The 18,681-nt window shown below is 69.9% G+C and carries 17 protein-coding genes; 14 read left to right on the top strand and 3 right to left on the bottom strand.

Annotated elements, in window-relative coordinates; genetic code table 11:
- The first annotated feature begins 38 nt into the window (after window positions 1-38).
- The 3 genes from ABCU91_RS13880 (at window position 39) to ABCU91_RS13890 (ending at window position 3,025) form a co-directional block, all read left to right on the top strand.
- A complete protein-coding gene (locus ABCU91_RS13880; RefSeq protein WP_406923586.1) occupies window positions 39-695 on the top strand; it encodes a Maf family protein in 657 nt (218 codons plus the stop codon).
- An 81-nt stretch (window positions 696-776) separates the two neighbouring features.
- A complete protein-coding gene (locus ABCU91_RS13885; protein ID WP_406923585.1) occupies window positions 777-2,558 on the top strand; it encodes an acetyl/propionyl/methylcrotonyl-CoA carboxylase subunit alpha in 1,782 nt (593 codons plus the stop codon).
- 23 nt (window positions 2,559-2,581) lie between these two features.
- Window positions 2,582-3,025 (top strand): hypothetical protein, encoded by a 444-nt coding sequence (locus ABCU91_RS13890; protein ID WP_413354163.1) that lies wholly within the window; start codon window positions 2,582-2,584, stop codon window positions 3,023-3,025.
- Between the two features lie 10 nt (window positions 3,026-3,035).
- On the opposite strand, the gene ABCU91_RS13895 is transcribed toward ABCU91_RS13890, so the two are convergent.
- Window positions 3,036-4,487, bottom strand: a complete 1,452-nt coding sequence (locus ABCU91_RS13895) for an NAD(P)H-quinone dehydrogenase (RefSeq protein ID WP_165971384.1) — start codon at window positions 4,485-4,487, stop codon at window positions 3,036-3,038.
- Between the two features lie 94 nt (window positions 4,488-4,581).
- On the opposite strand from ABCU91_RS13895, the gene ABCU91_RS13900 reads away from it, so the two are divergent.
- From ABCU91_RS13900 to ABCU91_RS13910, 3 genes are read left to right on the top strand one after another with little or no spacing between them, the layout of a single operon-like run.
- The gene (locus ABCU91_RS13900) at window positions 4,582-5,412 is read left to right on the top strand and encodes a purine-nucleoside phosphorylase (RefSeq protein ID WP_091355999.1); all 831 of its coding nucleotides are present in this window, start codon (window positions 4,582-4,584) and stop codon (window positions 5,410-5,412) included.
- Window positions 5,409-7,073, top strand: a complete 1,665-nt coding sequence (locus ABCU91_RS13905) for a phospho-sugar mutase (RefSeq protein ID WP_413354164.1) — start codon at window positions 5,409-5,411, stop codon at window positions 7,071-7,073. Before ABCU91_RS13900 ends, ABCU91_RS13905 begins: the two co-directional genes overlap by 4 nt.
- Window positions 7,070-7,645 (top strand): GNAT family N-acetyltransferase, encoded by a 576-nt coding sequence (locus ABCU91_RS13910; RefSeq protein ID WP_406923582.1) that lies wholly within the window; start codon window positions 7,070-7,072, stop codon window positions 7,643-7,645. Before ABCU91_RS13905 ends, ABCU91_RS13910 begins: the two co-directional genes overlap by 4 nt.
- A gap of 437 nt (window positions 7,646-8,082) precedes the next feature.
- On the opposite strand, the gene ABCU91_RS13915 is transcribed toward ABCU91_RS13910, so the two are convergent.
- Entirely contained in the window at window positions 8,083-9,975 is a 1,893-nt protein-coding gene (locus ABCU91_RS13915; protein ID WP_413355414.1) for a BglG family transcription antiterminator, read from the bottom strand.
- 140 nt (window positions 9,976-10,115) lie between these two features.
- Between ABCU91_RS13915 and ABCU91_RS13920 the strand changes: the two genes are divergently transcribed.
- The 8 genes from ABCU91_RS13920 (at window position 10,116) to ABCU91_RS13955 (ending at window position 17,478) form a co-directional block, all read left to right on the top strand.
- Window positions 10,116-10,445, top strand: a complete 330-nt coding sequence (locus ABCU91_RS13920; protein ID WP_065569862.1) for a PTS sugar transporter subunit IIB — start codon at window positions 10,116-10,118, stop codon at window positions 10,443-10,445.
- Window positions 10,442-10,717 carry an HPr family phosphocarrier protein gene (locus tag ABCU91_RS13925; RefSeq protein WP_065569861.1) on the top strand — a complete coding sequence of 92 codons (276 nt, stop codon included), beginning with the start codon at window positions 10,442-10,444 and terminating at the stop codon, window positions 10,715-10,717. The genes ABCU91_RS13920 and ABCU91_RS13925 overlap by 4 nt, the downstream gene beginning before the upstream one ends.
- A gap of 7 nt (window positions 10,718-10,724) precedes the next feature.
- A complete protein-coding gene (ptsP, locus tag ABCU91_RS13930) occupies window positions 10,725-12,392 on the top strand; it encodes a phosphoenolpyruvate--protein phosphotransferase (protein WP_413354165.1) in 1,668 nt (555 codons plus the stop codon).
- 29 nt (window positions 12,393-12,421) lie between these two features.
- Entirely contained in the window at window positions 12,422-14,047 is a 1,626-nt protein-coding gene (locus ABCU91_RS13935) for a PTS mannitol transporter subunit IICB (protein WP_406923580.1), read from the top strand.
- Between the two features lie 79 nt (window positions 14,048-14,126).
- The gene (locus ABCU91_RS13940) at window positions 14,127-14,567 is read left to right on the top strand and encodes a PTS sugar transporter subunit IIA (protein ID WP_091356022.1); all 441 of its coding nucleotides are present in this window, start codon (window positions 14,127-14,129) and stop codon (window positions 14,565-14,567) included.
- Complete coding sequence (locus ABCU91_RS13945) at window positions 14,564-15,727, top strand: mannitol-1-phosphate 5-dehydrogenase (RefSeq protein WP_413354166.1); 1,164 nt, start codon at window positions 14,564-14,566, stop codon at window positions 15,725-15,727. The genes ABCU91_RS13940 and ABCU91_RS13945 overlap by 4 nt, the downstream gene beginning before the upstream one ends.
- Complete coding sequence (locus ABCU91_RS13950; protein WP_413354167.1) at window positions 15,724-16,482, top strand: alpha/beta hydrolase; 759 nt, start codon at window positions 15,724-15,726, stop codon at window positions 16,480-16,482. Before ABCU91_RS13945 ends, ABCU91_RS13950 begins: the two co-directional genes overlap by 4 nt.
- Before the next feature lie 192 nt (window positions 16,483-16,674).
- Complete coding sequence (locus ABCU91_RS13955; RefSeq protein WP_413354168.1) at window positions 16,675-17,478, top strand: hypothetical protein; 804 nt, start codon at window positions 16,675-16,677, stop codon at window positions 17,476-17,478.
- Between the two features lie 82 nt (window positions 17,479-17,560).
- Here the strand turns inward: ABCU91_RS13955 and ABCU91_RS13960 are convergent, their stop codons facing one another.
- Window positions 17,561-18,676 carry an adenosine deaminase gene (locus ABCU91_RS13960; protein WP_413354169.1) on the bottom strand — a complete coding sequence of 372 codons (1,116 nt, stop codon included), beginning with the start codon at window positions 18,674-18,676 and terminating at the stop codon, window positions 17,561-17,563.
- Window positions 18,677-18,681: the final 5 nt, after the last annotated feature.

Below are 18,681 nucleotides of genomic sequence, written 5' to 3' on the forward strand. Positions count from 1 at the left end.
CCGATGCTGTCACACCGCTCGCGGCTAGCGTGGTCCGCATGCGCGTCTGCCTCGCCTCCACCTCCCCCGCCCGCCTCATGCTCCTGCGCCAGGCCGGTATCGAACCCGCGACGAGGGCGCCGCAGGTGGATGAGGAGGCCGTCATCGCCGCAACGGAGGCGTCCGAAGCGCGCACCCTGCCGCCGGAGGAGCACGTCCTCCTCCTCGCACGGCGGAAAGCCGCCGATGTCGCCGAGACGCTCGCCGCGGAAGGGTTCGAGGGACTCGTCATCGGCGGCGACTCCATGTTCGAGCTCGACGGCGAGATCCTCGGCAAGCCGTACACGCCCGAGGCGGCGCGCGCCCGGTGGCAGTCGATGCGCGGACGCACCGGCGTCCTGCATTCCGGCCACAGCGTGTTCCTCGTCGGCCCCGGTAGGACCCTCACCGAGGCGCACGCGGTGGCCGCGGCATCCGTCTCGTTCGCGGCGGATGTGACGGATGCCGAGATCGACGCGTACGTGGCGACGGAAGAGCCTCTCCTGGTCGCCGGCGCCTTCACGGTGGACAGCCTCGGAGGCGCGTTCATCGAGCGTGTCGAAGGCGACCCGTCCACCGTCGTGGGGATGTCGCTGTCGACGCTGCGCCGCCTGGTCCGCGAGCTCGGGGTGGAGTGGACGGCGCTGTGGAACCGGACCGGGGCGACCACGCCGTAGTGGACTCTGCGACATGAATCCCGCGTGACTTTGTGCGAGGGATCCAAAGAACGCGGCACCCACGTGGGTAGGCTCGAAGCCATGCCTGAGAGCGTGACCTCCCGAATCTCGAAAGTGCTGATCGCCAACCGCGGCGAGATCGCGGTGCGCATCATCCGTGCCGCGCGCGACTCGGGGAAGGCGTCGGTGGCGGTGTACGCCGACCAGGACCGCGACGCGATGCACGCCCGCCTGGCCGACGAGGCCTATGCCCTCGGCGGAGCGACGAGCGCCGAGACCTACCTGTCGATCGAGAAGATCCTCTCGGTCGCCCGGCGCTCCGGCGCCGACGCCGTGCACCCGGGGTACGGCTTCCTCGCCGAGAACGCGGACTTCGCCCGCGCCGTGATCGGCGCCGGCCTCATCTGGATCGGCCCGTCCCCCGAGGCGATCGAGGCGCTCGGCGACAAGGTCACCGCGCGTCACGTCGCGGAGAAGGTGGGCGCGCCGCTCGCGCCTGGCACGCCCGGTCCCGTCGCCGGAGCCGACGAGGTCGTCGCCTTCGCGAAGGAGTTCGGCCTTCCGATCGCCATCAAGGCGGCCTACGGCGGCGGCGGCCGCGGCCTGAAGGTCGCGCGAGAGCTCGACGAGGTCGAGGAGCTCTTCGAATCGGCGACCCGTGAGGCGATCACCGCCTTCGGCCGCGGCGAGTGCTTCGTCGAGAAGTACCTCGACAAGCCGCGTCACGTCGAGACGCAGTGCCTCGCGGATGCCGAGGGCAACGTCGTCGTGGTCTCGACACGCGACTGCTCACTCCAGCGCCGCCACCAGAAGCTCGTCGAAGAGGCACCCGCCCCGTTCCTCACCGCGGAGCAGAACGAGATCCTCTACTCCGCCTCGAAGGCGATCCTCAAGGAGGTCGGCTACATCGGTGCGGGCACGTGCGAGTTCCTCATCGGAGCCGACGGCACCATCTCGTTCCTCGAGGTGAACACGCGACTCCAGGTCGAGCATCCCGTCTCCGAAGAGGTCACCGGGATCGACCTCGTCCGCGAGCAGTTCCGGATCGCCGAAGGCGGCACGCTCGACTACGCCGACCCGGAGCCGGTCGGCCACTCGCTCGAGTTCCGCATCAACGGCGAGGACCCGGGTCGCGGCTTCCTCCCCGCCCCCGGCGACATCCACGTCTTCAAGACGTTCGGCGGCCCCGGCGTGCGTCTGGACTCCGGAGTGACCGCCGGCGACAGCGTTTCGGGAGCGTTCGACTCGCTCCTCGGCAAGCTCATCGTCACGGGACGCACCCGCGAGGAGGCGCTCGAACGTTCGCGTCGCGCGCTCGACGAGTTCGAGGTCGCCGGGATGCCGACGGTACTGCCGTTCCACCGCAAGGTCGTGCGGGACCCCGCGTTCACCGGCGAGGACGGCGCGTTCGGCGTCTTCACACGCTGGATCGAGACCGAGTTCGACAACGACATCCCGGCGTGGGACGGCGAGGCAGGACCCGCCGCCGAGCCGGAGAGCCGTCACACGGTCGTCGTGGAGGTCTCGGGGAAGCGCCTCGAAGTGAGCCTGCCGGACCGCCTCACCCAGGCTCCGGCCGCGGTGGGGCGGCCCGTCGCGGTCCCGCCCTCGCGTCGCTCGCACGCGTCGACCGCCGTGTCGGGAGCGAGCGGCGACTCCGTCGCGTCGCCGATGCAGGCCACCGTCGTCAAGATCGCCGTCGAAGAGGGGCAGCAGGTCGTCAAGGGCGACCTCGTCGTCGTCCTCGAGGCCATGAAGATGGAGCAGCCCATCCAGGCGCACAAGGACGGCGTCGTCGGCGCGATCAACGCTCAGGCGGGTGCCACCGTCTCGGCCGGGCACCAGCTCCTCACCATCTCCTGACGTCCCGCCCCTAGAGTGTGCGCATGAGGAGTCTGCGGGCGCCGGCGAGCGCCGTCTCCGCGCTTGCGCTCCTCCTGGCCGGATGCTCCGGCACGCCCACCGTCGACGTCGACGCCGCGAGCGCGTGGTTCGCCGCCGTTGACGATGAGCCCGTCGGCGATGCTGCTGCCGCCGTGGGGATGAAGGTCGGCCCGGGAAGTTCGGGCGAGGTGCGGGCGGACTTCGAGGAGCCGGTGGAGATCATCGGAGCGGATGCCCGGTGTTACGGCGGCGACGATGTGACGGCCTCCGTCACCGTGAACCTGATGAACACCGACGGCGGACAGCTGACGCTGACGGAACAGATCGTCTGCGACACCGAGCCGCACCGCATCCGCTTCGGCGGCGCCTACGCGCGGGCCGTATCGGCGTCGGGGACCACGCCCGTGCCGACCTATCTGTACGTGACCGCCGTTACCGCCGGCTGAGTCGAGTGCCTCAGCTGTAGGTGTCTTCGTCGCGGGCGACCTGGTGCATCGCGCGCGTCGCATCGGTGATGCTGCCCGCGAGCGAGGGGAACACCGCGAACACGCGCGAGAGCTGGTCGACCGTGAGTCGCCGCTCCACGGCGATCGCGATCGGGTAGATCAGCTCGGATGCGCGCGGCGCGACGATGACACCGCCGATGACGGTGCCCGACCCCTCACGGGCGATGATCTTCACGAAACCGTCCTTGACCCCCATCATCTTGGCGCGCGCGTTGGCGGCGAGAGGGAGTTTGTGAACGGTGCCGTTGACGGCGCCCGACTCGATGTCGCGCTCCTGACGACCGACCGTCGCGATTTCGGGAGCGGTGAAGATGTTGGCCGTGACGCGGTGCTTCTCGAGCGGGATGACGGTGTCGCCGAGCGCGTGGAAGACCGCCATCCGTCCCTGCATCGCAGCGACCGAGGCGAGCGGCAGGAAGGTGGTGCAGTCTCCTGCGGCGTAGATGTTCGGCACCGAGGTGCGCGCGACGCGGTTGACCTGGATGTGGCCGGAGTCGGTGAGCTGGACCCCGGCATCCTCCAGACCGATGCCCGCGGTGTTGGGGATGGATCCGACCGCCATGAGGCAGTGGCTGCCCTCGACGGTGCGACCGTCCGACAGCGTCGCGACGACGCCGTCCTTCGTGCGCTCGACCTTCTCGGCGCGGGACTTCGAGAGGACCTCCATGCCGCCGCGCGTGAAGACCTTCTCGATCACGGCCGCCGCATCGGAGTCCTCACCCGGCAGGACCTGGTCGCGGCTCGAGATCAGCGTGACCTTCGAGCCGAGGTTCATGTAGGCGCCGGCGAACTCGGCGCCGGTGACACCCGAGCCCACCACGATGAGGTGTTCGGGGAGGCTCGTCATGTTGTAGAGCTGCGTCCACGTGAGGATGCGCTCCCCGTCGGGCTTGGCGCTGTCCAGTTCACGCGGCGACGCACCGACCGAGACGACGAGGGTGTCGGCCTCGACGCGGTCGAAGTCGGTGCCGCCGGGACCGGTCGAGACGACGACGGCGTGCGTGCCGTCGAGGCGGCCGTGTCCGGAGATGATGCGGACGCCGGCATCCACCAGCTGCGCGCGCTGGTCATCGGACTGCTGACGGGCGAGCGAGAGCAGACGCTTGTTGACCGCGCCCAGGTTGATGGCGATCTCGGGCTTGAGCGGCTTGCCGCTGTCGCCGCGGGCGAACAGCTGAACGCCGAGATCGGACGCGCCGCGGATCGCGACGGCCGCGTCCGCCGTGGCGATGAGCGTCTTCGACGGCACGACGTCGGTGATGACGGCGGATCCGCCGATGCCCGCCCGCTCGACGAGGGTCACCTCGGCGCCCAGCTGGGCCGCTGCGAGAGCCGCCTCGTATCCGCCGGGGCCGCCCCCGATGATCGCGACACTCTGGGTGGTCTCGAAGCTCACAGACATGTGGATCATTCTTTCAGGCCGGCGGGGGGTTCGCGCGCCGCGCCGCGAAACCCATCGTGTGGCCGAGCGCGTCGGCGCTTCCTAGAGTGGGAGCATGCACGAGGAGACCCACCCGCTCGACGATCCCGCCATCGACCCGTTCGAGGTCGCTGACACCGCCGCAGCCGACATCGCACGCCTCACCGGTGTGGAACGCCATGACATCGCCCTGACTCTGGGGAGCGGATGGGGGAAGGCCGCCGAGCTCATCGGCGAGACCACCGCGACGCTCGACGCGACCGAGGTGACCGGCTTCAGCAAGCCCGCCCTCGCGGGCCACGTCGGGTCGATCCGCAGCATCCTGACGCACGACGGCAAGCGCGTCCTCGTCATCGGTGCACGCACCCACTACTACGAGAACCACGGCGTCCGCCGGGTCGTGCACAGCGTGCGGACCGCCGCCGCGACCGGCGCGAAGATCATGGTGCTCACGAACGGCGCCGGCGGCATCAAGGAGTCCTGGTCGCCGGGGCAGCCCGTCCTCATCAGCGATCACATCAACCTCACCGCCGACTCGCCGCTCGAAGGCGCGACCTTCATCGACCTCACCGACCTGTACTCGTCGCGCCTGCGCGACCTCGCGCGCACGATCGATCCGAGCCTCGACGAGGGCGTCTACTGCCAGTTCCGCGGGCCGCACTACGAGACCCCTGCCGAGGTCCAGATGGCCAAGGCCATCGGCGGACACATCGTCGGCATGTCGACGGCGCTCGAGGCGATCGCCGCACGCCAGGCGGGCATGGAGATCCTCGGCTTCTCGCTGATCACGAACCTGGCCGCCGGCATCCAGTCGACCCCGCTCAGCCATCAGGAGGTCCTCGAAGCCGGCCGCGACGCCGAGCCCGTCATCTCGGACCTGCTCGCCCGCGTGATCGGCGTCCTGTGAGCGAGGGCGTCGTCGAGACCGCACGGCAGTGGCTCGCGCAGGATCCGGACGAGGCGACCCGCGCCGAGCTCTCCGACCTGATCTCGCGCGCCGAGGCGGGCGACCCCGCCGCGACCGCCGACCTGCACGACCGCTTCGACACCCGGTTGGCCTTCGGCACCGCGGGCCTCCGCGGCGCGCTCGGAGCGGGCTCGAACCGCATGAACCGCGTGCTCGTGAGCCAGGCGGCGGCCGGCTTCGCGGCCTACCTCCGCGAGCGCGCCGGCGGCGAGACGCCCTCGGTCGTCATCGGCTACGACGGACGCCGTAACTCGGACGTATTCGCCCGCGATAGCGCCGAGATCTTCGCCGGTGCGGGGCTCCGCGCGATCCTCCTCCCCCGCCTGCTGCCGACGCCCGTCCTCGCCTTCGCCGTGCGCCACCTCGGCGTCTCGGCCGGCGTCATGGTCACGGCGTCGCACAACCCGCCGGACGATAACGGATACAAGGTCTACCTCGGCGGCGAGGACGACGGTGCACAGATCGTCTCGCCGGCGGATGCCGAGATCGCGGCGCACATCGACGAGATCGCCGCGCGCGCGGACCTCGGTGCGATCCCCCGCTCGGACGACTACGACATCGCCGACGAGTCGGTCGTCGAGGCCTATGTCAACGCGACAGCCCTCGTGGCCCCCGCTCCGGCCGGTGCAGCAGGACTGAACTGGGTCTACACGGCGATGCACGGCGTCGGCCACGAGACGTTCGCTCGCGTTCTCGAGACCGCGGGATACCCCGCACCGACCGTCGTCACGGCGCAGATCGCGCCGGACGGCCGGTTCCCGACCGTCGCGTTCCCGAATCCCGAAGAGCCCGGCGCGATGGATCTCGCGTTCGAGACCGCTCGCGAGGCGGGTGCCGAGCTCATCGTCGCGAACGATCCCGACGCCGATCGGCTCGCGGTCGCGATCCCGGATGCCGCTGCCCCCGCCGGCTGGCGCCGGTTGACCGGCAACGAGGTCGGGCTCCTGCTCGGCTGGCGTGCCGCCCGAACCGCCACGTCGGGAACCCTCGCCTGCTCGCTCGTCTCCTCGCCCGGCCTGCAGACGATCGCCGAGCACTACGGCCTCGAGTTCACGGCGACCCTCACGGGGTTCAAGTGGATCTCCCGCGCGCCCGGCCTCGTCTACGGCTTCGAGGAGGCGCTCGGTTACCTCGTCAACCCGGGCACCGTGCGCGACAAGGACGGTATCTCGGCTGCTGTCGCGATCCTCGGCCTCGTGGCGGAGGCGCGCGAGCAGGGCAAGACGCTCGGCGACCTGCTCGACGAGTCCGCCGCGACCTTCGGGCACTTCGCGAGCGGCCAGGTCTCGATCCGCGTCGACGACGTCTCGGTGATCGGCCGCATCATGACGGCGCTGCGGGCGGCGCCCCCGGCATCCGTCGGTTCGGTCTCCGTCGACCGCATGGAGGACCTGCTGACGGCGCCGGAGGGTTCGCCGCGCGGCGATGTCCTGCGGCTCTGGCTCGAGGACGGCTCGCGCGTCATCGTGCGGCCGAGTGGAACGGAGCCGAAGCTCAAGGCCTACCTCGACGTGCGCGGCGAGTCCGCGGACGACGCCGCAGCCCGGCTCGCAGCGGTTGACGCCGGCGTCCGCGCCCTGCTCGACGCGGCGCAGGCATGACGACCGCACTGACCGAACCCGTCACGCTCAGCCGGGGCCGGGTTCAGCTGGTGCCGCTCGACCCGTCGCACGCCGACGCCCTGACGGCGGCCCGCGACGGGCTCGAGTACGCCTGGTACACCGCGATCCCGGCATCCGTCCCCGACGAGATCGCGCGACGGCTCGCCGAGCGTGACGCGGGCCGGATGAATCCATTCACGGTCGTCGTCGACGGCCGCCCGCACGGCATGACCACGTTCTGCGACATCGATGCGGAGAACCGGCGCGTCGAGATCGGGTACACGTGGCTGTCGCGTGAGGTGCAGCGCACCGAGGTGAACACGACGGCCAAACGCCTGCTGCTGGAGCACGCGTTCGAGGAGTGCGACGCGATCGCGGTCGAATTCCGGACGTCCTGGCACAATCGCCAGTCCCGTGCGGCGATCGAACGGCTCGGCGCACGTCAGGACGGCGTGCTGCGGAACCACCGCATCGGGCCCGGTGGGACGATGCGAGACACCGTCGTGTTCTCGATCCTCCCCCACGAGTGGCCGGGCGTCCGGATGGGGCTCGACGCGCGCCTCGCGGACTGATCAGCCGGTCTCTTGTTGCATCTCCTGGCTCACGCTAGCTTCGGGATGAAGGTTCATCATGCCCAAGGGGGAACACCGATGGATAGTGCAAATCAGTCAAGCGCGTCGCGGCGAGGTCTTCCTCGGACTGTGACAACTGCGATGGTGACAATCGGTCTACTCCTCGCCGGGATAACCGGCGCAGCTCCCGCGCAAGCCGTGCCGTACAACCCGACCGGGCAGACCTGGGTTAAGGAAAGCTCAAGGTCTTACTGTTACACCGTCAGCGGATGGTCTGACTGCTACACAGAAACGACCTACCGCAGAACGTCTGGCTTCTGCGCAAAGCCGGCAGGCAACCTCACGGGGGGCCTTCTTGCCTGGTACTCGTACTGCTACAAAACCGTCAAGGTCCGGCGCTAAGCCGCGTGGGGCTCGACGCGCGTCTCGCGGACTGATCAGCCGTCGATGACCGCGACGAGCTCGTCGAGGAAGCCGGCGAAGCTCGTGCCGCGGCGGAGGATCCGCTGCACGCTGTCGCGCTCGCTGAACACCTCGACGAACTGCTCGAAGACGGTCTGGAACGCCTCGCGATCCGACTCGGAGAACGCCACCATCGCAACGACCTGCACGCGCCCGTCGCCCCATCGGATCGACGGGTCCGCGAGACCGACCGCGATCGCCGTGCGCGTGGCGGTCATGCCGATGGCGTGCGGGACGGCGAGCGCGTCGGTGAACGCCGTCGACGAGATCCGCTCCCGCTCCAGCGTGCGGTCCACGTAGTCCTCGGTGATGACGCCCTGCGCGGCCAGCAGCCCGCCGAGACCGCGGATGACGGTCTCCTCGTCGGCGTCGGCGGGCAGCCGCGACACGAACGCATCGGGCGAGAAGTAGCGCTCGAGCTCTGCGCGCAGCCCCGCGAGGCGCCGCGCTCGGCGCGCGCGAGCGGCGGCCGCCTGCACGCGTTCCACGTCGGGCTCGGTGAGGAAGGGCTGGATCCGCACGACCCGCTCGGAGGGCTCGGGAGGATCGATCGTCGTGAGCACGAGGTCGGTGTCGACCCCTGCCCAATCGGGGTCGACGCGCGTCTCGACCGCGACGACCTCGATCTCGCGCCCGAGCGCGCGATCGATGCTCGAGCGCAGCAGCTCGTGCATCTCGTAGTAGCCGGGGCAGACGAGCGTCGCCGTCAGAAGACGCGCCGACTGGCGCGAGCGCTCCAGACGGCCGCCGACGTGCATCGCGATGTAGGCGATCTCGTCCTCGTGGAGCGGAGCGCCGACGACGACGCGGAGCTGCTCGGCGATGAAGACGGCGACGTCGAAGATCATCGGGTAGCTCGACTTCAGCGACCGGGTGAGCGCGTTCCGCGACCACGCTCGGTCCTGGGCGCGCTGGCGCAGGTTCTGGACGTGCAGGGACAGCCGCAGGATGAAGTCGTCGTGGTCGATGTCGACGAGGAACTCGGATGCCGCCCGCGCGACGACCGCGCGCACGGCCGCTTCGACGTCGGCATCCAGTCGATCGCGGATGACGGCGTCGGGCTCCGCGGCGCCCGGTGCGACGACGCGCGTCTGGACGAGCGCGGCCAGGTGGTCCCGGTCACCGTCGCCGAGGTGGACGCCCAAGTGCGTCACGGCGAGGCGGTCGAGCAGGTCGGCGATCCGGCTGCGGGCGGCGGAGTCGCCGACCGGTGCACCGTCGAGTCCGCGGCCCCGTCCGACCCGGTCGGCGGCGATCGCGATGTGCATCATGACGTCGCCGATCCCGAATTCGTTGACGAGGTAGCCGAGCTCCCCGAGGCCCTCGACCAGCTCGGATTTGAACGCGCCCAGGGCCGAGGTCTCCGCAGTGCTCTCCCCCAGTGCACGTCGGAGCGCCCGGAGGTCGAAGGCGCCCTGCTCCATCTCGTCGTGGACGAGACGGCTGAGCAGACGGCGTTGGGCCATCTCGGTGCCCGAGAGTCGCACCCGTTCCGCGGAGCGTTCCAGGGTGAGCTGCGTGCCGCTCAGCAGGGCGCGCACCCGCCCGAGGTCGGACTCGAGCGTCGCTTCGCTGACATGGAAGTGCTGCGCCGCGGCGTACACGTCGACCCCGGCGGGGGCGTCGAGCAGGTCTCGCACGAGGCGGTGCAGTCGGTCGCGCGGCGTCTCCTCGGTGACCTTCCGCAGTGCGCCCGCAGCGCCTGCGCCGGCGCGATAGCCGGAGGCCCCGGACTCGACCGCATCCCCACCCGGCACGCGGGCGTTGAGAGCGGCGACGTAGGAGCGGATGCTGCGGGGCGTGACTCCCACGACGTCGGCGAGCTCGCCGGCCGTCCGCCACGCGGCATCCCGGATCAGGAGCGCCATGACCTGGTCCTGTCTCGCCCGGCTCACCCGTCCAGTCAACCATCTGCGCGACCAGGGGGTTTCCTCCCCCGCGGAAGAACGGCTGGTTGTCCCTTCCTGGGAGTCGGATGAGAATGACAAGGAGACAAGGAGGCGGATCGATGAAGATCCTCGTCGTCTGCGGCGCCGGTGCGTCGAGCACGTTCGTCGCCCAGCGTCTGCGGCACGCCGCACAGCGCGAAGGCAGGGACCTGTTCGTCCGCGCGGGAGTGCCCGGCATGGTCGCCACGGAGGCCGACGCCGGCGACGTGGTGCTCGTGGGTCCGCACCTCGCCTCCGCCCTCTCCGACATCGAACGGGATGCCGCCACCCGACAGGCGCGTGCTGTTCTGCTGCCGGAGGACGTCTTCGGCGATCGTGACGGAACCCGCACGCTCGCCCTCGTGACGGCGGCGATGGACGCCGACCGCAGTGAAAGGACCCCGCGATGAGCGCACCGGCCAGCCGGACCGTGAGGATCGGCTCCTCCAACGGTCTGCACGCCCGCCCCGCGAAGATGTTCGCGCAGGCCGCGAAGGATGCCGGCATCCCCGTCACGATCTCGAAAGGATCCGGCGGAGCGGTCAACGCGGCCAGCATCCTCAGCGTGATCTCGCTCGGCGCCGAGAACGGCGACTACGTGACGCTCACCGCAGACGGCACGAACGCCGAAGAGGTGCTCGACGCCCTCACCGAACTTCTGACCACCGACCACGACGCCTGAGGGACACATGACTGAGCTTCGAGGAGTAGGAATCGGCCTGGGCGTGAGCCACGGCCCCATCGCACGGATGGCGGAGCCGCTGCCGGCGCCGAAGGACGAGAAGAGCGCACGGAGCGCCGACGAGGAGACCGCGCGCGTCCGCGCGGCGATCGAGGCGGTCGCCCGCGAACTGGAGCAGCGCGGCGAGACCGCAGGCGGCGCAGCGCAGGAGGTGCTCGAGGCGCAGGCCATGATGGCCGAGGACCCGGCGCTCGAAGAAGAGGTCACGAACCGCATCGGCGCCGGCAAGACCGCCGAGTTCGCCGTCTTCGACGCCTTCGCGTCGTTCCGCGACACGCTCTCCGCGATGGGCGGCTACCTCGGCGAGCGCGCCGCCGACCTCGACGACGTCGCCCAGCGCGTCATCGCGCACCTCCGGGGCGTCGCCGCTCCCGGAGTCCCCGACCCGGGGCATCCGTTCGTCCTGGTGGCCAAGGACCTCGCTCCCGCCGACACCGCGCTCCTCGACCTCGACAAGGTCCTCGCGCTCGTGACGACCGAGGGCGGGCCGACCTCGCACACCGCGATCCTCGCCCGTGAGAAGTCCATCGTCGCCGTCGTCGGCGTCCGCGGTGCAGCCGACCTCGCCGAGGGCGAGACGGTCGTCGTCGACGCCGCAGCCGGCGTCGTCACCACCCAGCCGACCGACGACGACATCGCGCAGGCCGAGCGCCGCAAGGCGGACCGCGCCGCCGCGGCGGACGCGCCCATCACGCCGGGTGCGCTCGCGGACGGGACCGCCGTGCCGCTGCTCGCGAACCTCGGCAAGCCGCAGGACGCCGCGAAGGCCGTCGAGCTCGGCGCCGAGGGCGTGGGCCTGTTCCGCACCGAGTTCCTCTTCCTGAGCTCGTCCCAGGCACCGACCGTCGAGGAGCAGACGAAGGCGTACACCGAGCTGCTGCGGGCGTTCCCCGGCAAGAAGGTCGTCGTCCGCGCACTGGATGCCGGTGCCGACAAGCCGCTCGCCTTCCTCAACGACGCGCACGAGGAGAACCCGGCGCTCGGCCTCCGCGGTCTCCGCGCACTGCGCGCCAGCGAGGACATCCTGCGCGAGCAGCTCACCGCCCTCGCGAACGCGGATGCCGCCACCGAGGCCGACCTCTGGGTCATGGCTCCGATGGTGTCGACCGTCGAGGAGACCGAGTACTTCGTCACCCTCGCGAAGGAGTACGGCATCAAGACGGCAGGCGTCATGGTCGAGGTCCCCTCGTCCGCGCTGCTCGCCGACAAGGTCCTCGCCCACGCCGACTTCGCCTCGATCGGGACGAACGACCTGACCCAGTACACGCTGGCGGCCGACCGCCTGCTGGGTTCGGTGTCCTCGTTCCAGGACCCGTGGCATCCCGCCGTCCTGCAGCTCGTCAAGGCGACGGGCGACGGCGGACGCGCCACCGGCAAGCCGATCGGGATCTGCGGTGAGGCCGCGGCCGACCCGCTGCTCGCGGTCGTCCTCGTCGGCCTCGGCGCGACGACTCTTTCCATGGCACCGACGGCGCTCGCAGACGTGCGCGCCACCCTCTTGCACCACAGCATCGACGACGCGAAGCGCATCGCCGAGGCAGCCCTCGCCGCATCCGATGCGGCATCCGCCCGAGCCGCGGCCCAGGAAGCCGCAGCACAGCACACCGCCGCATGAACCGCGGCACACCAAAGGAGACACAGCACATGTCAACGGCGACTACAGCCACACGCGGTCCGAGCCGCGCACGCGTCGGCGTGCAGCGATTCGGAACCTTCCTGTCAGGCATGATCATGCCCAACATCGCGGCGTTCATCGCATGGGGCTTCATCACCATGCTCTTCATCCCCGATGGGTTCTTCGGCGCCAACAGTCCCTTCGGCTGGCACTGGTTCCCGGTCGCGGAGATCCTCGGCGGCGGCGGCGACGTCGCCGCCATCGGTTGGGAGGGTGCCCGCACCACCCTGACGGAAGGCGACAACGGCACCTATACGGGCTACGTCGGCATCGTCGGGGCGATGGTGACCTACCTTCTGCCCCTTCTGATCGCGAACACCGCCGGCCGGATGGTCTACGACGCCCGCGGTGGTGTCGTGGCGACGATCGCCGTCATGGGTGTCATCGTCGGCACCGACCAGCCGATGTTCCTCGGCGCGATGATCATGGGCCCGCTCGCCGCGTGGGTCACGAAGCAGATGGACAAGCTGTGGGACGGCAAGATCAAGCCCGGCTTCGAGATGCTCGTCAACAACTTCTCCGCGGGCATCCTCGGCATGCTCCTCGCGATCTTCGGCTTCTTCGCATTCGGTCCCCTCATGCTCGGAATCGGCCGACTGCTCGGCGGGATCGTCGACTGGCTCGTGTCGCTCAGCCTGCTGCCGCTGCTGTCGATCTTCGTCGAGCCGGCGAAGGTGCTCTTCCTCAACAACGCCATCAACCATGGTGTGTTCACGCCGCTGGCCCTCCAGCAGGTCGAGGATGCCGGCAAGTCGATCCTCTTCCTCATCGAGGCCAACCCCGGCCCGGGCCTCGGCCTGCTGCTCGCGTTCACGTTCTTCGGCGTCGGACAGGCGAAGGCATCCGCACCGGGCGCCGCCATCATCCAGTTCGTCGGCGGCATCCACGAGATCTACTTCCCGTACGCACTGAGCAAGCCCGCCACGATCCTCGCACTGATCGCCGGTGGCGCAAGCGGTGTGACCGTCAACATGCTGTTCAACGGCGGACTCCAGTTCCCCGCCGCTCCCGGCAGCATCATCGCGGTCACGGCGGCGGCGATCGGCGCCGGCGTGCCGAACCTGCTCGTCGTCTACGCATCCGTCGTCGTCGCAGCTGTCGTCACGTTCCTCATCACCGCTGTGATCCTGCGGGCGTCCCGCAAGCGCGACCTCGCCGCCGAGGGTGACACCTTCGACGCCGCGATCGCTCAGACCGAAGCCAACAAGGGCAAGTCCTCGTCCGCGATGGACGCCCTCCGCGGCTCCGGTACGGCGACAGCCGCCGCATCCGCGGCCACCGGCACCGCCGTCGCCGAGCGCGAGATCACGAACGTCGTGTTCGCGTGCGACGCCGGCATGGGATCGTCCGCGATGGGCGCGAGCGTGCTCCGCAACAAGTTCAAGAAGGCGGGCGTCGAGGGCGTCACGGTCACCAACAAGGCGATCGCGAACCTCGACCCGTCGGCCGACCTGGTCATCACGCAGCAGCAGCTCACCGACCGGGCTCGCGGAGTCACCCCCGACTCCCTGCACGTCTCGGTCGACAACTTCATGAACTCGCCGAAGTACGACGAGGTCGTCGAGATGGTGCGTCGCCAGCGCGGCGACGCCTGATGCACAGCGCTGCGGGGTCGGGAACAATGGTCCCGACCCCGCAGCATCCTTTTTTCCACCCTCTCAGAAGGAGAACGTCATGGCTCGCGAAGTCCTCACCCTCGGCCAGATCCGCATCCACTCCGGCTCCGTCAGCCAGGAACAGGCCATGAAGGAGGCCGCCGACATCCTCGAGGCCGCCGGCGCCGTCACGAGCGCCTACTTCGACGCGATGCAGCAGCGCGAGGTGGCCGTCTCGACCTACATGGGCAACGAGCTCGCGATCCCCCACGGGACCAACGAGACCAAAGAGGCCATCCTCGACTCCGCGCTCTCGTTCGTCCGCTACGACGGCGGCGTGGACTGGGGCGGCGAGCACGTCTCGTTCGTCGTCGGCATCGCCGGCAAGGGCGACGAGCACCTCGAGATCCTGTCGCAGATCGCCCTCCTGTTCTCCGAGGACGACGAAGTCGCGAAGCTCAAGGCCGCGCAGACCCCCGAGGAGCTCTACCAGCTGCTCGCGACGGTGAACAACGCATGAAAGCCGTCCACTTCGGCGCCGGCAACATCGGGCGCGGCTTCGTCGGACTCCTCCTCCACGAGGGCGGCTACGAGCTCGTCTTCTCGGACGTCGCGCCGACACTCGTCGAGACCATCAACGCGGCATCCGAGTACACCGTTCACGAGGTCGGACCGGGCGGCGGCGACAAGACCGTCACCGGCTTCCGGGCGATCAACAGCCAGGCCGACCCCGACGCCGTGGCCGACGAGGTCGCCTCGGCCGACGTCGTGACGACCGCCGTCGGACCCAACATCCTGCCGTTCGTCGCACCGCACATCCTCGAAGGACTCGCCCGTCGCTCCGCCGACGCGAAGCCGCTGCAGGTCATGGCGTGCGAAAACGCGATCGGCGCGACCGACACCCTCCGCGGCGAGATCGAGAAGCTCGCCGGCGATGCATGGGGAGACCTCTCCATGCGCGCCGTCTTCGCCAACACCGCCGTCGACCGCATCGTCCCCGGCCAGCCCGAGGGCGCAGGCGTCGATGTCACCGTCGAGCCGTTCTTCGAATGGGCCATCGAGCGCGGCCCGTTCGGCGACGAGCTGCCGGACATCCCCGGCGCCCACTTCGTCGACGACCTCGCCCCCTACATCGAGCGGAAGCTCTTCACGGTCAACACCGGCCACGCCGCGACCGCCTACTTCGGTGCCGCCGCAGGGATCACTCGGATCTCGGACGCCCTGGCGGACCCCGGCATCCGGAGCAAGGTCGAGCAGGCCCTCGAGGAGACCTCCGCGTTCCTCGCGGCCGCGCACGGGCTCGACCCGGCCGAGCTCGCCGAGTATCGCGCGACGATCCTCGAGCGGTTCTCGAACGAGGCCCTGCCAGACACCGTGCAGCGCGTCGGCCGTCAGCCGCTGCGCAAGCTCTCGCGTCACGAGCGCTTCGTAGGCCCGGCATCCGCTGCCGCCGAGCGCGGTCTCGGCGTCGACGGGCTCATCGCCGCGATCGCCGCCGCGCTGCGCTTCGAGGACGCTGCAGACCCACAGGCCGTCGAGTTGCAGGAGCGCATCAGGACCGAGGATGCCGCGGCTTTCACGGCATCCGTCACCGGCCTCGAGCCCGCCCACCCCCTGTTCGCACGCGTGCAGGAGCAGGTTTTCCAGCGGCAGACCGAGATCGGCGTCTACAGCGCGTGAGCGCGTCGACGCGGCCCCGCTCCCGGGCACGGCGCATCGTCTCGATCGTGCTGCTGTCCGTGGCGGGGCTGCTCATCGCCGGCATCGTCGGCATCGTCATCTGGAGCCAGGTCGGCGTCATGGGCGCCGAGGCCGGTCCGCTCGCGTCGGTCCGCGAGGACGACCGGATCGCCGTGTCCGACACCGGCGGCAACGTGGTGATGTCGCCGGCCTCCGGGGAGAGCACTGTCGGGCTGATCTTCGTCCCCGGCGCGAAGGTCGACGCCGAGGCCTACGAGGCGAAGCTCTCGGGGCTCGTCGCCGAGGACGGGATGACGGTCGTCATCACCCGACCGTGGCTGAACCTCGCCTTCTTCGACCCCCGTCCCCTGTCCACATTCACCGAGGCCGCGCCCGGCGTCGGCACCTGGCTCGTCGGCGGTCACTCCCTCGGGGGAGTGCGCGCGTGCCAGCTCGCGCCGGACGCGGACGGCCTGGTGCTGTTCGCCTCGTACTGCGCGAACGACCTCGCCGACTCCGGGCTGCCCGTGCTGAGCATCTCGGGTTCGGAGGACGGGCTGTCGACGCCCGAGAAGATCCAGGACTCCCGCGGGACGCTGCCCGCCGACGCCGAGTTCGTCGAGATCCCCGGCGCCTCGCACGCCTCCTTCGGCGACTACGGCCCCCAGGCGGGTGACGGCACCCCCACGATCGATGACACCGACATGGCGGCCGAGATCACGGCATCCGTCGCGGACCTGCTCGCCCGCCTCTGACCTGCGGCGGCGCTAACTCCTCAAAATCGACATACGAGCAGCCCCACGGCCGCTATGAGCCTCGCACGGGCTCGGATATGAGGAGTTATCGCACCCGCCGGCGCCTTCTCCACGACCGTCGCCCCCCGCGGAACACTGCCCCGTGGTGGCTGTCGCCCACCGATCAGCTTTGACAACGTGCAGAGTGCAGGCGTGATCGTCGGCGAATGGATGGATGCGGATCAACTTGGACTGTCCCAACGGGACCTTCGCGCAGCCCTCCGCGCAGGTTCACTCGTCAGGGTCAGGCGAGGTCGCTATCTTCCGGGAGCCGCTGATCCCGAACTGATGGCAGCGGCGCGCCTGGGGTGCCGCCTCGACTGCGTCTCGTTCCTCCGCGCGTTAGGAGTCTTCATTCTCGACAGCGGAACCCTGCACGTTCTCGCACCCAACGGGTCGAGCAGGCTCCCGGCTCCGGGGGCGAACGTGGTGCGTCACTGGCGACCGGCGCCCCTGTCCGAGCACAGCACGTGTGCAGACCTCATCGACGCGGTGGCTCAGTCCTGTCGATGCCAGAAGCCGCGTGCAGCGATCGCGACGCTGGACAGCGCGGTTCATCTCGGGCTCCTCGACGAATCAGACCTCGCGGATGTCTTCGCACGACTCCCCAGGCGACTGCAGAGACTCCGCCCGCTCATCGACAGCCGCTCCGAATCAGGCGCCGAAAGCTTGATGCGCCTCATCCTGCGCTCGCTCGGCTGCTCGGTCGAGCTACAGGTACAGATCCAGGGAGTCGGCCGGGTGGACTTCGTCGTCGATGGCTGGTTGATCATCGAATGCGACAGCCGAGCCCATCACGAAGGGTGGGGAGCGCAACGGGCCGACCGACGACGGGATCTCGCTGCTGCCGCTCTCGGGTTCACGACTGTGCGGCCGCTCGCCGAGGACATCTTCTTTCACCGTGACATCGTCCGCGAGCAGATTCGCCGGACTCTCGCCCGCGGGGCGCGTCGCTAACTCCTCACTTTCACCCGCGTAGGACCTCGATACAGACCAAAACCGGTCAGAGCGGTGAGAAAGTGAGGAGTTAGTGAGCCCGTCAGGCCGAGAAGCCCTCGCCGATGAGCTCGATGAGCTCCTCGCGCTCCTCGATCGTGAGGAAGGCGGCCGCGGCCGCGTTCAACTGGAACGCCTCGACGTCGTCGAGCGTGTACTCGAACGCTTCGGCGAGGAGTTTCAGCTCGCGCGTCAGCGACGTGCGGCTCATCGTGCGGTTGTCGACGTTCACGGTGACGGCGAAGCCGAGCTGGTACAGCAGGTCGAAGGGGTGATCCTCGAGCTGCGTGCCCCACGCCGCGATCGCACCGGTCTGAAGGTTCGACGACGGCGAGAGCTCCAGGGGGATCTCGCGGTCCCGCACCCAGCGGGCCAGGTCGCCGAAGCGCACCTGCACCTCCTCGCCCTTCTGCTCGACGACGTCGAGGTCCTCGGCGATGCGCACACCGTGTCCGAGGCGCAGCGCCCGCCCGTCGACCAGCGCGGAGCGGATCGAGTCGAGACCGGCGGCCTCTCCGGCGTGCACCGTGGCGGGGAAGAAGGCGGAGGCAAGGTAGTCGAACGCCGGACGCAGGTTCGACGGCGGGAACCCGGCCTCGGGACCGGCGATGTCGAACCCGACGGCGCCCCGTCCGCGGTGGCGGACGGCGAGCTCGGCGATCTCAAGCGACCGGTCGGTGTGACGCATCGCGCTGATGAGCTGGCCGACGCGGATGTCGCGGCCCGACGCCTCGACGGCGTCCTCACCCTCCTCGATGCCCTCCTGAACGGCCTCCACGACCTCGTCGAGACTGAGGCCGCCGCCCAGGTGCTGCTCGGGCGCCCAGCGGACCTCGCCGTAGATGACGCCGTCGGCCGCGAGGTCCTCGACGAACTCCTTTGCGACGCGGCGCAGTCCGTCGCGGGTCTGCATGACCGCGATGGTCAGGTCGAACGTCTTCAGGTACTCGACGAGCGAGCCCGAATCCGACTGGTCCTCGAACCAGTCGGCGAGGTCGTCGGCTGCCGCCTCGGGGACCTCGACGCCCGCCTCGTCGGCGAGCTCGATGATCGTCTGCGGGCGCAGCGCGCCGTCGAGGTGGTCGTGGAGCGACACCTTGGGGAGCGAGCGGATCGAGACGCCCTCGAGGTTCGCGTCACCGTGCTGATCGATGGCCATTGTGC

Source organism: Microbacterium phoenicis, from assembly GCF_047302325.1.
Taxonomy (GTDB): Bacteria; Actinomycetota; Actinomycetes; order Actinomycetales; family Microbacteriaceae; genus Microbacterium.